This is a genomic window from Streptomyces rugosispiralis (genome assembly GCF_024505145.1).
Lineage (GTDB): Bacteria > Actinomycetota > Actinomycetes > Streptomycetales > Streptomycetaceae > Streptomyces > Streptomyces rugosispiralis.
Genome location: NZ_JANIAA010000009.1, coordinates 157,538 through 171,350, shown reverse-complemented (window position 1 = coordinate 171,350; position 13,813 = coordinate 157,538). Strand labels below are relative to the sequence as shown.

The window sequence follows — 13,813 nt, the reverse complement described above, 5'->3', positions numbered from 1 at the left end:
AATCCGGGCATCGGGTTTCCTCCCGGCTGGTACGTTCCGTAGTGGCCGCCGGGCTGGCGGTTACGGCCTGTGGAGCTGATGTAAGACCTCGGCTTGGGTTCGTCCCGGGGGCTGTCGGCTGTGAAGCAGGAAGAGCCCCTGGGCGACTGGGGGCGTCCCCGCCCCTGGGGTGGGGAGGAGGTCAACGTGCGCCTTCCGTGTCTTCGGATTGCGTCTTGGCGGGCACAGCGCCCGAGGTGAGCCGTCCCACGGCTTCGACCCAGGCGGTGTGCTCGGCCGCGTGGTCGGAGCGGAAGCCGGAGTCGATCAGCCGGTCACCGTGGCTCCAGGTGATCACCAGCAGTCCGCCCTCGGCGAGGACCTTGCCCGCGATGCCCTTGTCGAGCCGGGCGCCGCGCAGCTCGGCGGCGGGAATGAGGAAGTCCCGGGCGCCCGGCCGTACGACGCTCACGCCCTGGTCGGTGAGGGTGAGCTCGGCCCGGCTGCGGGTGCCGAGGCCATGGGCGACGATCCGGTCCAGCCACTGCCCGGCGGTGGTGGAGCCGTGGTAGCGGCCGCTCATCGAGAGCGTCGGCGCGCCGGGCTCGGCCGGGGTCTGGGGCAGCTCGGGGAGGTCGCCCTGGAGGGTGGCGCGCCACTTCCAGCCCTCGCGCATCAGCCAGTAGACCAGCGCGATGACCAGCAGCAGCCCGACGACCCAGCCGATCCTGGCCGCCCAGTCGGTCACGTCCTGCGATTTCTGTTCGGCCGCGAGGCCCGCGAATCCCGCGAGGCCCGCCACCGGATGACTCGGAGTCGTCACGCCAGCTTCCCGTCCACAACCGTCGCCCGGCCCCGCAGGAAGGTGTACGTCACGCGGCCCGGCAGTTCGCGGCCCTCGTAGGGGGTGTTGCGGCTGCGGGAGGCGAAGCCCGCGGGGTTCACCACACCACGGTAAGCGGAGTCGAGCAGGGTGAGGTTGGCGGGCTCCCCGGCGGCGATGGGACGGCCGTGGCCGGTCAGCCGGCCGATGGCCGAGGGCCGCGTGGACATCCGGTCGGCGACGCCCGTCCAGTCCAGCAGGCCGGTGTCCACCATGGTGTGCTGGACCACGGACAGCGCCGTCTCCAGGCCCACCATGCCCATGGCCGCGGCGCCCCACTCGCAGTCCTTGTCCTCGTGCGGATGCGGGGCGTGGTCGGTGGCCACGCAGTCGATGGTGCCGTCGGCGAGCGCCTCACGCAGCGCCATCACATCGGCCTCGGTGCGCAGCGGCGGGTTCACCTTGTAGACGGGGTCGTAGGAGCGTACGAGTTCGTCGGTGAGCAGCAGGTGGTGCGGGGTGACCTCGGCGGTGACGTTCCAGCCCTTGGACTTGGCCCAGCGGACGATCTCGACCGAGCCCGCGGTGGAGAGGTGGCAGATGTGCACCCGGGAGCCGACGTGCGCGGCGAGCAGCACATCGCGGGCGATGATCGACTCCTCGGCGACGGCCGGCCAGCCGCCCAGGCCCAGCTCGGCGGAGACGACGCCCTCGTTCATCTGGGCGCCCTCGGTGAGGCGGGGCTCCTGGGCGTGCTGGGCGATGACGCCGTCGAACGCCTTCACGTACTCCAGCGCGCGACGCATGATCACCGCGTCGTCCACGCACTTGCCGTCGTCGGAGAAGACCCGCACCCCGGCGGCGGAGTCGTGCATCGCGCCCAGTTCGGCGAGCTTCTTGCCGTCCAGGCCCACGGTCACCGCCCCGATGGGCTGGACGTCGCAGTAGCCGGACTCCTTGCCCAGCCGCCACACCTGCTCGACGACGCCCGCGGTGTCGGCCACGGGGAAGGTGTTGGCCATGGCGTGGACGGCGGTGAAGCCGCCGATCGCGGCGGCCCGGGTGCCGGTGAGGACCGTCTCGGAGTCCTCCCGGCCGGGCTCGCGCAGATGGGTGTGGAGGTCGACCAGGCCCGGCAGCAGGATCTGCCCGGCGGCGTCGATCACGGTGCCGCCGTCCGCGTCCAGACCGGTGCCGACCGCGGCGATGCGCTCGCCCTCGATCAGCACGTCGCGCGGCTCACCGCCGAGCACCTTCGCCCCGCGCAGCAGCGTCTTGTGGGTGTCGCTCATGGTCACTTGCTCTCCTCGGTGCGGGCGGCGGCGACGGCGGACTCGTTCCCGCCGAGCAGCAGGTACAGGACGGCCATGCGGATCGAGACGCCGTTGGCGACCTGCTCGACGGCGGTGCAGCGGTCGGAGTCCGCGACCTCCGCGGTGATCTCCATGCCGCGGTTCATGGGGCCGGGGTGCATCACGATGGCGTGCTCCGGCATCCGTGCCATGCGGTCGCCGTCCAGGCCGTAGCGGCGGGCGTACTCCCGCTCGGTGGGGAAGAACGCGGCGTTCATGCGCTCGCGCTGGACGCGCAGCATCATCACGGCGTCGGTCTTGCCGACCACCGCGTCCAGGTCGTAGGAGACCGCGCAGGGCCAGCTCTCCACGCCGAAGGGGACCAGCGTCGGCGGGGCGACCAGGGTGACCTCGGCACCCAGGGTGGACAGCAGATGGACGTTGGAGCGGGCCACCCGGCTGTGCAGGACGTCGCCGACGATGGTGATCCGGCGTCCGGCCAGGTCCTCGCCCACACCGGACGCCCCGGAGGCCAGCCGGCGGCGCATGGTGAAGGCGTCGAGCAGCGCCTGGGTGGGGTGCTCGTGGGTGCCGTCGCCCGCGTTCACCACGGCGCCGTTGATCCAGCCGGAGGTGGCCAGCCGGTGCGGGGCGCCGGAGGCGTGGTGGCGGATCACCACGGCGTCGGCGCCCATGGCCTCCAGGGTGAGCGCGGTGTCCTTCAGGGACTCGCCCTTGGAGACCGAGGATCCCTTGGCGGAGAAGTTGATCACGTCGGCGGAGAGCCGCTTGGCGGCCGCCTCGAACGAGATGCGGGTGCGGGTGGAGTCCTCGAAGAAGAGGTTGACGACGGTACGGCCGCGCAGGGTCGGCAGTTTCTTGATCGGCCGGTCGGCGAGCCGGGCCAGTTCCTCGGCGGTGTCGAGGATCAGGACGGCGTCGTCGCGCGAGAGATCGGCGGCCGAGATGAGGTGGCGCTTCATCCGGTTGCTCCGTGGGTGAAGGAGGTGTGCGGGCGTGCGGGCGGGCAGGCGCGGGGACCGGTGGCCTGGTGGCACCGGTGGTCCGTCGGGCGGGTTCCCCTTCGGTCGCCGGGGTGGCACTCGCCGTCGGTGCGGGGCGCTACTTCCCGTCCGCGGGGGTGGTCCCGCGCAGCCCGAGGAGCACGCTGTCGCGGCCGTCCTCCTCGGTGAGCTGGACCTTGACCGTCTCCCGCAGCGACGTGGGGAGGTTCTTGCCGACGTAGTCGGCGCGGATCGGCAGTTCCCGGTGGCCGCGATCGACGAGGACCGCGAGCTGGACCGCGCGCGGCCGCCCGATGTCACCGAGGGCGTCGAGGGCGGCGCGGATGGTGCGGCCGGAGAAGAGCACATCGTCGACGAGGACCACGAGGCGGCCGTCGATGCCGTCGTCGGGGATCTCGGTGCGGGCGAGTGCGCGGGCCGGGCGCAGCCTCAGATCGTCGCGGTACATCGTGATGTCGAGCGAGCCGACCGGGATCCGGCCGGGCTTGCCGGTGATCTCTTCGAGCCGGGCGGCCAGCCGCCGGGCGAGATAGACACCACGGGTGGGAATGCCGAGCAGCACCACGTCATCGGCGCCTTTGGCGCGCTCGACGATCTCGTGGGCGATGCGGGTGAGAACGCGCGCGATATCCGGTGCTTCCAGCACGGAGCGCGCGGCGTCCGAGGTACGGGCGTCCATACGAAACGGACCTCCTTCTCCGCCTCACGGGACGGACCTTAAAGGACGGTCGGATTTGCGCCATTCACACTAGCAGGAGTGAGGTCCGGCCCCGTCAACACCCCTGGCCGGAGCCCCTCCGCTCCATTCGGCTTGACGAATGGAAATTACGCTGCGTAACCTCACAGTGAGTGACCAGCCGCGCGGCACAGCCGCACGTCGATACAGCGTCCGGGGAGCTTTATGTCCAGCGAATACGCCAAACAGCTCGGGGCCAAGCTCCGCGCCATCCGCACCCAGCAGGGCCTCTCCCTCCACGGTGTCGAGGAGAAGTCCCAGGGCCGCTGGAAGGCCGTGGTGGTGGGATCGTACGAGCGCGGCGACCGCGCCGTGACCGTGCAGCGTCTCGCCGAGCTGGCCGACTTCTACGGCGTCCCGGTGCAGGAATTGCTGCCGGGCACAAGCCCGGCCGGGGCCGCCGAGCCGCCGCCGAAGCTGGTACTGGACCTGGAGCGACTGGCCCATGTGCCGGTCGAGAAGGCGGGCCCGCTCCAGCGGTACGCCGCCACGATCCAGAGCCAGCGTGGCGACTACAACGGCAAGGTGCTCTCGATCCGCCAGGACGATCTGCGCACTCTCGCCGTCATCTATGACCAGTCGCCGTCCGTGCTGACCGAACAGCTGATCAGTTGGGGCGTGCTGGGCGCCGACGCCCGCCGCGCGGTCCAGCACGAAGACGTCTGAGTCCCGCTTTCCCTGTTCACCAGCAGAAACGTGCCGCCGGGGGCAGTGGAGCCCTTCTGGGTCCTCCACCGCCCCCGGCGGCTTTGTCATGTGATGAACGCGGCTATGCCTGGTGCTCCCGGGGCTCCTGCTCGCGACGCAGACTCGGCTTCAGCTCCTTGATCCGGCCCAGCAGGCCGTTGACAAAGGCCGGCGAGTCATCGGTGGAGAACTCCTTGGCGAGCTGCACCGCCTCGTCGATCACCACCGCGTCCGGGGTCGCGTCCTCCCACACCAGCTCATACGCGCCCAGCCGCAGGATGTTCCGGTCGACGACCGGCATCCGGTCCAGCGTCCAGCCCACCGCGTAGGTGGCGATCAGCTCGTCGATCCGGTCGATGTGCTGGGCATATCCCTCGACGAGCTGCATCGTGTATTCGCTGACCGGCGGCTGCCGATCGTCGGTCCGGGCGAGCCGGATCCAGTCCGCGAGCACGGTCTGCACGGTGCTGCCGCGCTGATCGGCCTCGAAGAGGATCTGGAAGGCACGCTTACGGGCCTTGTTGCGGGCAGCCACGGTTAGTTGTTCACCCGACCGAGGTACTCACCGGAGCGGGTGTCGACCTTGATCTTCTCACCGGTGGTGATGAACAGCGGCACACCGATCTCGTAGCCGGTCTCCAGCTTGGCGGGCTTGGTACCACCGGTGGAGCGGTCGCCCTGGACGCCCGGCTCGGTGTACTCGATCACCAGCTCGACGGCGGCGGGCAGCTCGACGTACAGCGGGTTGCCCTCGTACATCGCCACAACGGCCTCGAAGCCCTCGAGCAGGTAGCGGGCGTTGTCGCCGACGACCTCGGGGGTGATGTAGATCTGGTCGAAGGTGTCCATGTCCATGAACACAAAGCTCTCGCCGTCCTTGTACGAGAACTGCATGCCGCGCTTGTCGACATTGGCCGTCTCGACCTTCACACCGGCGTTGAAGGTCTTGTCGACCACCTTGCCGGACAGCACGTTCTTGAGCTTGGTGCGCACGAAAGCGGGGCCCTTGCCGGGCTTGACGTGCTGAAACTCGACGACGGACCAGAGCTGGCCCCCGTCGAGCTTGAGCACCAATCCATTCTTGAGGTCGTTCGTGGATGCCACGGTTGCGGGATCTCCTGGACTACAGCTGGCGGAGACCAGAGAGCCGCCGGCGCGCCCGGTTCCGCTAGAGCGCGAGCAGCTCTTTGGTCGTGATGGTGAGTAGCTCGGGTCCGCCGTCCGCCTCGGGGCGGACGACGAGCGTGTCATCGATCCGGACACCGCCCCGGCCCGGGAGGTGGACCCCCGGCTCGACGGTGACCGGCACACAAGCGTCCAGTTTACCCATGGCGGACGGTGTGAGCCGAGGGTCCTCGTCGATTTCCAGGCCCACACCGTGTCCGGTGCACGGTTCCAGCCCGTCTCCGAAGCCCGCGGCGGTCAGCACCTGACGGGTCACCCGGTCCACGTCCCGGTACGCCCGGCCCGGCAACAGCGCCTCCCGCCCGGCCCGCTGAGCGGCGAAGACGGCATCGTACAGCTCGACCTGCCAGTCCGCGGGCGAGGGGCCGATGACGAAGGTGCGGCCCACCTGGCAGCGGTAGCCGCGGTAGTCCGCGCCGAGCGAGATGGTGAGGAAATCGCCCTCCTCGACCCTCCGGTCGGTGGGCAGATGGCCGGAGCGCCCCGCGTTGGGCCCCGCCGCGACCACGGTGGGGAAGGCCGGGCCGTCCGCGCCGTGGTCCACCAGCCGGCGCTCCAGCTCCAGCGCCAGATGCCGCTCGGTGCGGCCCACCAGGATCGACTCCAGCAGCTCACCGAGCGCCTGGTCGGCGAGCTCCCCGGCGATCCGCATACAGGAGATCTCCTCGTCGTCCTTGATGAGCCGCAACTGCTCGACGGCGCGGCCCAGATCGGCCAGCCGGACGCGTGGGGCGGCGGCTCCCAGCGTCCGATGGCGGGCGACGGTCAGATCGTGCTCCTCGACGGCCAGCGACTCGGCGCCGTCCGCCGCGGCCAGATCGGCGGCGGCCACCGCGGGATCGCCGTCCGCGCCGGGCATCACCAGCAGCCGAGGCTCGTCGGAACGCGGCGGGCCCGAGGAGAGCGGCGGCGCGGACGGGACCTCGGTGGCCACCAGCACGTCCTGGACAGGCCCGAGCAGCAGCACGGCCCCGGGCGGCACGGCGCCGCACAGATAGCGCACATTGGCGGGCCGGGAGACCAGCGCCGCCGCGCTCCCGGCCGCGGTGCACTGATCGTGCAGACGGGCACGTCGGGCCGCGTACACCTCGGACATGTCCCCGAGCGTACGCAGGGCCGCCGGGCACGGCCGGTCGAGCGGGGCCGGACGGGGGGGGTTACCAGCTGGGCGGGGAGGCGATGGAGCGGGTGACGACCTCGTCGAGCATCCGGGCCGTGGTCTCCACGTCGTACGTGGAGTTGTCGATGATGGGCAGGCCGGAGCCGTACCACCCCGCCATCCGGCCGTGGATCCGCGCCACCTCCTCGTCGCTGAGGCGGCGGTTGCCGCTGCGGGCCGCGTTCCGCTCCAGGACGATCTCCAGGCCCGGGAGGACCACCACCGGCAGCAGCCCGGGGCCCACATGGCGCTTCCAGCCGCCGAGGCCGACGACCGGGCGGTCGGGGAAGACGGCGTCGTCGAGGATGCAGGAGATCCCGTTGGCCAGGAAGTTGCGGGCGGCGAAGCCGCAGGTGCGGCGGGCGAGCCGGTACTGCGCCTCGGAGTGCTCGTTCCACCCCGACTGGGGGTTGGCGAAGCCGGACCGGACCCACTCCCGCACATCGTCCAGGCTGATGTGGGCGGTCGGCACCCGGCGGCGGTCGGCCCAGTAGCGCGCGACCGTCGTCTTGCCCGCCCCGGCCGGTCCGATCAGCAGCACCGCCACCGCCGCCTGCGAGACATCGGCGAGCGACGGGTCCGACGGGGGGTGCGGCAGCGGCACCGGGCCGCCGGGCGGCAGTTGGACATGGCCGGTGGTGTTCACCGTCTCCAGCGGAGCCCCGGGGGGCGCGGGCGGGGCCGGCGGAGGGGACACCGGATGCTGCGCGGGCGGTACCGGGTGCCCGGCCGCGGGAGGCACCGGCGGGGCGGGCGGATTGGGGTGAGGTCCCGGGTGATGGCTCGCATTCGCGCCCTGGGTCCAGCCCGCGCCCTGCGGCCCGGGAACCGGCCCCGGCTGATGGGGCGGTGGCAGCGGAGCTCCCGCATGCTGCATCCGGTGGCACTCCGTCTCGTACAGGCAGTTCTCGTCCGACAACTGTCAGGTGCTGATACGGCGGTGAGGCCGCTCCTACCGAACGGTACCTGCCCAAAGCTCGGCTGTGTGAACGGACCGCAAACCCGCTGTGTCCCCGCCGCCCCTCGTCAGCCAGGCATTTCGTCCCTCAAGGGCCGCAACTGCGAGGGCTCGGGGGGCGTTCGAAAGCCCCCGGCGAGGCCGCGGGCTTTCGAACGCGATGACAGAGTTGTGACGCGGTGGGACGCCGCGACACCGCGGAGATCCGTCAGAAGGACCCTGGGCCCGGGTCAGCCGGAGACCTCGGCGTACGCCGCGAGCAGCACCGCCGGGTCCGGGCCCTCCAGCACGGTGGGCTTGGCGATACCGTCCAGCACGATGAAGCGCAGCAGGTCACCGCGGGACTTCTTGTCGACCTTCATGGTCTCCAGCAGCTTGGGCCACTGGTCGCCGCGGTAGGTGAGCGGCAGGCCGACGGCCTCCAGGACGGTGCGGTGCCGGTCGGCCGTGGCGTCGTCCAGACGGCCCGCCAGCCGGCCCAGCTCGGCGGCGAAGACCATGCCCACGGAGACGGCCGCGCCATGGCGCCAGTTGTAGCGCTCGTTCTTCTCGATGGCGTGGGCGAGGGTGTGCCCGTAGTTGAGGATCTCCCGCAGGCCGGACTCCTTGAGGTCGCTGGAGACGACCTCGGCCTTGACCCGGATGGAGCGCTCGATGAGCTCGGCGGTGTGCGGACCGGCGGGCGTACGCGCGGCGACCGGGTCCCGCTCGATCAGCTCCAGGATCTCCGGGTCGGCGATGAAGCCCGCCTTGATGACCTCGGCGAGCCCGCTGACGTAGTCGTTGACCGGCAGCGAGTCCAGCGCGGCCAGATCGCACAGCACCCCGGCCGGGGGGTGGAAGGCGCCGACGAGGTTCTTGCCCTCGGCGGTGTTGATCCCGGTCTTGCCGCCGACGGCGGCGTCGACCATGCCGAGCACGGTCGTGGGGACGGCGATCCAGCGCACTCCGCGCAGCCAGGTGGCGGCGACGAACCCGGCGAGGTCGGTGGTCGCGCCGCCGCCCACGCCGATGATCACATCGGTGCGGGTGAAGCCGGTCTGGCCGAGCGCCTTCCAGCAGTACGCGGCGACCTCGGCGGTCTTGGCCTCCTCCGCGTTGGGCAGCTGGATCGCGATGGCGTCGTACCCCTGCTCGGCGAGGTCCTGGCGGATCGCCTCACCGGTCTCGGCCAGCGCCTCGGGGTGCAGAACGGCGACGCGCTGGACATGGCCGTGGCGCGGAGCGCCTCCCTTGAGGGTGGTGGTGGGAGACGGGCGGGCCGGCGTGCCGATCAGTCCGGCCAGCTCGCCGAGCAGCCGCCGGCCGATCAGCACCTCGTACGGCGCGGTGCCCGCGGTGCCTCCGACCTGGATACGCGTAGGGGTATCGGCCACAGGGGAAGTCATGCGTTCTTCAGCTCCAGTACGTCCAGGACGGCCTCGGCGACGGCCTCGGGGGTACGGTCCTCGGTCGACACCACGCCGCGGGCGACCTCGGTGTACAGCGGGCGGCGCTGCTCCATCAGCTCGCGCCAGCGCTGGCGCGGATTGACCGCGAGCAGCGGGCGCGGGGCGTCGAGACCGGTCCGCTTGACGGCCTCGGCGACCCCCATCTCCAGGAAGACGACGGGGAGCCCGTCGAGCAGCGCCCGGGTGCCCTCGTCGAGGACGGCGCCGCCGCCGAGCGCGAGCACGCCCCGGTGCTCGGCTACGGCGGTCCGCACCGCCTGTCGCTCCAGCTCGCGGAAGTGCGGCTCGCCCTCGTCGATGAAGATCTCGGAGATCTCCTTGCCCGCCGTCGCGACGATGTCGGTGTCGGTGTCCCGGAAGGTGGTGCCGAGCCGCTCCGCGAGCACCTGCCCGACGGTGGTCTTCCCGACCCCCATGGGCCCGACCAGCACGACGGCCGGACCCTCGCTGACCTGCCCCGTCACCGGATGACCAGGTTCTCGAGGAAGCCCTTCACATTGCGGCGGGTCTCGGTGACCGAGTCGCCGCCGAACTTCTCCGCGACCGCGTCCGCCAGGACCAGCGCGACCATCGCCTCGGCGACGATCCCGGCCGCCGGGACGGCGCACACGTCGGAGCGCTGGTGGTGGGCCTTGGTGGCCTCGCCGGTGGTCACGTCGACCGTGGCCAGCGCCCGCGGCACGGTCGCGATCGGCTTCATCGCGGCCCGGACGCGCAGCAGCTCGCCGGTGCTCAGCCCGCCCTCGGTGCCGCCGGAGCGGCCCGAGGAGCGCCGGATGCCCTCGTCCGTGGAGAGGATCTCGTCATGGGCCTTGGAGCCGGGCACCCGCGCGAGGTCGAAGCCGTCGCCGACCTCGACACCCTTGATGGCCTGGATGCCCATCAGCGCGGCGGCCAGCCGTGCGTCGAGCCGGCGGTCCCAGTGCACATGCGAGCCGAGGCCCACCGGCACGCCGTACACGAGCACCTCGACGACGCCGCCGAGCGTGTCGCCGTCCTTGTGGGCCTGGTCGATCTCGGCCACCATCGCCTTGCTCGCGTCCTGGTCCAGGCAGCGCACCGGGTCGGCGTCCAGCCTCTCGACGTCGGACGGCTTGGGGTGGACGCCGTACGGCGCCTTCGCGGCGGCCAGCTCCACGACATGCGAGACGATCTCGATCCCGGCCGTCTCCTTGAGGTAGGAGCGGGCGACGGTGCCCAGCGCCACCCGGGCGGCGGTCTCGCGGGCGCTGGCGCGCTCCAGGATCGGCCGGGCCTCGTCGAAGCCGTACTTCTGCATCCCGGCCAGGTCGGCGTGGCCGGGGCGGGGGCGGGTCAGCGGGGCGTTACGGGCGACTCCCTCGAGGATCTCGGGGTCCACCGGGTCGGCGGCCATGACCTGCTCCCACTTGGGCCATTCCGTATTGCCGACCATGATCGCGACCGGGGAGCCGAGGGTCAGCCCGTGGCGTACGCCACCGATGAAGGTGACCTCGTCGCGCTCGAACTTCATCCGGGCACCGCGGCCATAGCCGAGCCGCCGTCGGGCCAGGGCGTCGGCCACCATGTCGGTGGTGATCGGCACCCCGGCGGGCAGCCCCTCCAGCGTCGCCACGAGTGCGGGGCCGTGCGACTCTCCCGCGGTCAGCCAGCGCAACCTGCTCAACGGTGCTCCCTCATGCGCGTGCCTCGACGTCGTGCGGCGCGGCCCGGTCCGCGCGACTCCGGCCCGCACCTCCGATCCTCCCACGACCGGGGCGTCCGCTCGGTTCGTGGTCCATGGGGTGGACGCCCGTCGCGCGCCGGGGAGGGGCCGGGGGCGGGCCGGGCCGGACCGAGGAGGGGCCGGACGGGACCGGCCAGGGCCCCGTGGGACGGCTCAGCGGGCCGTCAGCGCCTCGCGCATCGCGGCCAGCGGCGCGGGGGCGCGGCCCGTCATCTGCTCGACCTGGAGCACCGCCTGGTGCACCAGAAGGTCCAGGCCGCCGACCACCGAGCCGTCGCGCGCCGCCCAGGCGGCGGCCAGCGGGGTGGGCCAGGGCTCGTAGAGCACGTCGAAGAGCGCGCCGGGGCGGTCCGGTACGGACGCGGCGAGCGCGTCGGTGGTGCCCGCGGGCGTGGTGGCGATCACCAGCGGCGCACCGAGCCCCTCGGCCGCGTCGCCCCAGTCCGCGGTGCGCACCGCGACGCCCAGCCGCTCGCCCCACTGCCGCATCTCGGCGGCGCGGGCCTCGCTGCGGACGTAGGCGGTGACCTCGCCGTCGCAGATCCGGGAGAGCGCGGCCAGCGCCGAGGAGGCCGTGGCGCCGGCGCCCAGCACGGCGGCGCGCTCCACACGCCCGACGCCGCGCTCCCGCAGCGCCGCCAGCATGCCGGGGATGTCGGTGTTGTCCCCGCGCCTGCCGCCGTCGTCGCCGAAGACCACCGTGTTGACGGCCTCCACCGAGGCCGCGGTGTCGCTGATCTCGTCCAGCAGCGGGATGACGGCGCGCTTGAGCGGCATGGTCAGGGACAGCCCGGCCCAGGCCGGTCCCGGGTCCTCGCCGAGGTGCTTGAAGAAGTCCGGCAGCCCGGTCTCGTCCACCTCGAAGCGGTCGTACGTCCAGCCGGTCAGGCCCAGTTCGCGGTAGGCGGCGCGGTGCAGCACCGGTGACAGGGAGTGGGCGATCGGCGAACCGAGCACCGCTGCCCTGCGGTTTTCCGACATTTTTCCTCAGCCGTTGTTCTTGCGCTGCTCATTGAACTTGTTGACCCACTTCTGGTGATCCGCGTAGGTCTTGGAGAACTCGCTCGTCTTGCCGTCGAGCGAAATGAAGTAATACCAGCCGTCGCTGGTCGGGTTCATTGCCGCCTTCAGCGCGTCATGGCCCGGATTTCCGATCGGACCGGGCGGAAGTCCCTTGTAGAAGTACGTGTTGTACGGGTTGTCGTACTGCTTGATCTCACTGATCGGGATATCGATCTTGCTCTGGTTCTTGATGTAGTTGTAGGTGGAGTCGAATTCCACCTTGCCGTAGGTCTCGGGGTTCGCGGGCTTCAGCCGGTTGTAGACGACCTCGGCCATCTTCCGGAAGTCGTCGTGGGTGACGCCCTCCGCCTGGACCAGGCTGGCCACGCTGATCAGCTGGAGCGGGGACTTCAGGCCCAATTCCTTGGCCTTGCCCTCCAGATCCTGACCGGAGTAGTTCCGATTGGCCTCGGCGACCATCTTCCGCAGCACGTCCTCGGGCTTGGCGCCCTCGCCCACGCTGTAGCGGGACGGGTACAGGAATCCTTCCAGCGGATCCTTGATCTTGCTGTTGTCGTCGGCCCAGGAGGGCAGCCCGAGGTTCTTGGCCTCCTTCTTGGCGACGCCCGCGGTGGTCCCCGCCTTGAGGCCGATCTTCTTGTCGATCGCCGCGTAGATCGTGGCGTCGCGCATGCCCTCGGTGACGATCAGGGCGTTGCTGCTGCTGGGGTCGAGCATCAGCTTGACCGCCGACGCGCCGGACATCTCCTTGCGCAGGGTGTAGGTGCCCGGCTGGACGAACTTGCCGCTGTCCTCCACGGCCTTGACGAAGGCGCCGCTGCTCTTGACCACGCCCTTGTCGGCGAGGATCGAGCCGATCTCGGCGTTGCCGGAGCCGGAGGGAACCTCCACCTCGATCCGGCCGGTGCCCTCGCCGGAGTAGTCGGGTGCGGGGCCGAAGCGGGTCTGCCAGAAGTCGTAGGCGTAGTAGCCGCCTCCGCCGACGGCGCCCACCAGGACGACGGTCACGAAGAGGCAGGCCACGCCGCTGCGGCGCTTCTTGGGCTTGCCCTTCTTACCGTTGCGCCCGCCGTCCTCGCCGTCGTCGTCCGCGTCGTCGGCGTCACCCCGGCCGCCACCGTCGTTGAAGAACGGGTGGTCGTCCGCCTCGTCCGCCTGGAGGGGCGGCTCCTCGGGGGCCTCGCGCTGGCGCGGCACCTGGTGCTCGGCGGGCACCGTGGGCATCTGCTGTGTGCCGCCCTGTTGTCCCCGGTAGGGGTCCTGGCCCGGGTAGGCACCGCCCTGGCCGCCCTGACCACCCTGGCCGCCATAGGGATCCTGCGGGTCCATCCCACCGTACGAGCCGTCCTGGGCCGGGTACGCACCGCCCTGGCCGGGGTACTCCTGCGAGTGCCGCTGATGCGGGTAGCCGGCGTCCTGGCCGTCCCACTGGGGCTGCTGATGCTGCTGGGGGTCCTGCGGATAGCCGTGCGGGTACTGCTGGTGCCCGTAGGGATCCTGACCGTACGCGCCCTGGCCGTAGGAGCCCTGACCGTACGGATCCTGGCCGTAGGCCTCCTGTGCGTACGGGTCCTGTGCGTAGGTGTCCTGCCGCGCGTAGGGGTCCTGTGCGTAGGGATCCTGACCGGCCACCGCGCGGTGGCCGCTCCACTCTCGGTCCCCGTACAGCGGATCCTCGGGATGCCACGGTTGGGAGCCGGGTCCCCGGCCGTACTCAGTCATCGGTCCCCTAGCGACGGAGGTGGTCACCGCTCGGCGTGTTCGTGGCACGGGCGGCGGCGGCCATGCCG

14 protein-coding genes are annotated in these 13,813 nt (G+C 71.4%); 1 reads left to right on the top strand and 13 read right to left on the bottom strand.

Annotation, left to right across the window (positions count from 1 at the left end; genetic code table 11):
* Positions 1 to 181 precede the first annotated feature (181 nt).
* The 4 genes from NP777_RS17370 to pyrR all read right to left on the bottom strand — a co-directional run bounded on the left by NP777_RS17370 (position 182) and on the right by pyrR (position 3,798).
* Entirely contained in the window at positions 182 to 802 is a 621-nt protein-coding gene (locus NP777_RS17370; RefSeq protein ID WP_256651051.1) for a PH-like domain-containing protein, read from the bottom strand.
* Positions 799 to 2,094 carry a dihydroorotase gene (locus NP777_RS17365; protein ID WP_256651050.1) on the bottom strand — a complete coding sequence of 432 codons (1,296 nt, stop codon included), beginning with the start codon at positions 2,092 to 2,094 and terminating at the stop codon, positions 799 to 801. Before NP777_RS17365 ends, NP777_RS17370 begins: the two co-directional genes overlap by 4 nt.
* 2 nt (positions 2,095 to 2,096) lie before the next feature.
* Entirely contained in the window at positions 2,097 to 3,077 is a 981-nt protein-coding gene (locus NP777_RS17360) for an aspartate carbamoyltransferase catalytic subunit (RefSeq protein ID WP_256651049.1), read from the bottom strand.
* Positions 3,078 to 3,216: 139 nt separating this feature from the next.
* Entirely contained in the window at positions 3,217 to 3,798 is a 582-nt protein-coding gene (pyrR, locus tag NP777_RS17355; protein WP_256651048.1) for a bifunctional pyr operon transcriptional regulator/uracil phosphoribosyltransferase PyrR, read from the bottom strand.
* A gap of 222 nt (positions 3,799 to 4,020) precedes the next feature.
* On the opposite strand from pyrR, the gene bldD reads away from it, so the two are divergent.
* A complete protein-coding gene (gene bldD / locus NP777_RS17350) occupies positions 4,021 to 4,521 on the top strand; it encodes a transcriptional regulator BldD (RefSeq protein WP_014056259.1) in 501 nt (166 codons plus the stop codon).
* 103 nt (positions 4,522 to 4,624) lie between these two features.
* Here the strand turns inward: bldD and nusB are convergent, their stop codons facing one another.
* The 9 genes from nusB to mltG form a co-directional block, all read right to left on the bottom strand.
* Positions 4,625 to 5,077, bottom strand: a complete 453-nt coding sequence (gene nusB, locus NP777_RS17345) for a transcription antitermination factor NusB (protein WP_046087725.1) — start codon at positions 5,075 to 5,077, stop codon at positions 4,625 to 4,627.
* 2 nt (positions 5,078 to 5,079) lie between these two features.
* On the bottom strand, positions 5,080 to 5,646 hold the full coding sequence (gene efp, locus NP777_RS17340) for an elongation factor P (protein WP_020867059.1): 567 nt from the start codon (positions 5,644 to 5,646) through the stop codon (positions 5,080 to 5,082).
* Positions 5,647 to 5,710: 64 nt separating this feature from the next.
* Positions 5,711 to 6,823 carry an aminopeptidase P family protein gene (locus tag NP777_RS17335; protein ID WP_256651047.1) on the bottom strand — a complete coding sequence of 371 codons (1,113 nt, stop codon included), beginning with the start codon at positions 6,821 to 6,823 and terminating at the stop codon, positions 5,711 to 5,713.
* Positions 6,824 to 6,884: 61 nt separating this feature from the next.
* Positions 6,885 to 7,763, bottom strand: a complete 879-nt coding sequence (locus NP777_RS17330) for a Pro-rich N-terminal domain-containing protein (protein WP_256651046.1) — start codon at positions 7,761 to 7,763, stop codon at positions 6,885 to 6,887.
* 311 nt (positions 7,764 to 8,074) lie between these two features.
* Complete coding sequence (aroB, locus tag NP777_RS17325) at positions 8,075 to 9,232, bottom strand: 3-dehydroquinate synthase (protein WP_305889838.1); 1,158 nt, start codon at positions 9,230 to 9,232, stop codon at positions 8,075 to 8,077.
* Positions 9,229 to 9,711, bottom strand: a complete 483-nt coding sequence (locus tag NP777_RS17320; protein ID WP_256651146.1) for a shikimate kinase — start codon at positions 9,709 to 9,711, stop codon at positions 9,229 to 9,231. Before NP777_RS17320 ends, aroB begins: the two co-directional genes overlap by 4 nt.
* A gap of 44 nt (positions 9,712 to 9,755) precedes the next feature.
* The gene (gene aroC / locus NP777_RS17315; protein ID WP_256651045.1) at positions 9,756 to 10,940 is read right to left on the bottom strand and encodes a chorismate synthase; all 1,185 of its coding nucleotides are present in this window, start codon (positions 10,938 to 10,940) and stop codon (positions 9,756 to 9,758) included.
* Between the two features lie 213 nt (positions 10,941 to 11,153).
* Positions 11,154 to 11,981 carry a shikimate dehydrogenase gene (locus NP777_RS17310; RefSeq protein ID WP_256651044.1) on the bottom strand — a complete coding sequence of 276 codons (828 nt, stop codon included), beginning with the start codon at positions 11,979 to 11,981 and terminating at the stop codon, positions 11,154 to 11,156.
* Between the two features lie 6 nt (positions 11,982 to 11,987).
* Positions 11,988 to 13,745, bottom strand: a complete 1,758-nt coding sequence (gene mltG, locus NP777_RS17305) for an endolytic transglycosylase MltG (RefSeq protein ID WP_256651043.1) — start codon at positions 13,743 to 13,745, stop codon at positions 11,988 to 11,990.
* Between the last annotated feature and the right edge of the window lie 68 nt (positions 13,746 to 13,813).

What these genes read in the sequence shown, in the direction of transcription:
- NP777_RS17330 (WP_256651046.1), bottom strand. Translation starts at nt 7,763, where the DNA reads ATGCAGCATGCGGGAGCTCCGCTGCCACCGCCCCATCAGCCGGGGCCG.
- NP777_RS17320 (WP_256651146.1), bottom strand. Translation starts at nt 9,711, where the DNA reads ATGGGGGTCGGGAAGACCACCGTCGGGCAGGTGCTCGCGGAGCGGCTC.
- NP777_RS17335 (WP_256651047.1), bottom strand. Translation starts at nt 6,823, where the DNA reads ATGTCCGAGGTGTACGCGGCCCGACGTGCCCGTCTGCACGATCAGTGC.
- NP777_RS17310 (WP_256651044.1), bottom strand. Translation starts at nt 11,981, where the DNA reads ATGTCGGAAAACCGCAGGGCAGCGGTGCTCGGTTCGCCGATCGCCCAC.
- pyrR (WP_256651048.1), bottom strand. Translation starts at nt 3,798, where the DNA reads ATGGACGCCCGTACCTCGGACGCCGCGCGCTCCGTGCTGGAAGCACCG.
- mltG (WP_256651043.1), bottom strand. Translation starts at nt 13,745, where the DNA reads ATGACTGAGTACGGCCGGGGACCCGGCTCCCAACCGTGGCATCCCGAG.
- NP777_RS17360 (WP_256651049.1), bottom strand. Translation starts at nt 3,077, where the DNA reads ATGAAGCGCCACCTCATCTCGGCCGCCGATCTCTCGCGCGACGACGCC.
- aroB (WP_305889838.1), bottom strand. Translation starts at nt 9,232, where the DNA reads ATGACTTCCCCTGTGGCCGATACCCCTACGCGTATCCAGGTCGGAGGC.
- NP777_RS17365 (WP_256651050.1), bottom strand. Translation starts at nt 2,094, where the DNA reads ATGAGCGACACCCACAAGACGCTGCTGCGCGGGGCGAAGGTGCTCGGC.
- bldD (WP_014056259.1), top strand. Translation starts at nt 4,021, where the DNA reads ATGTCCAGCGAATACGCCAAACAGCTCGGGGCCAAGCTCCGCGCCATC.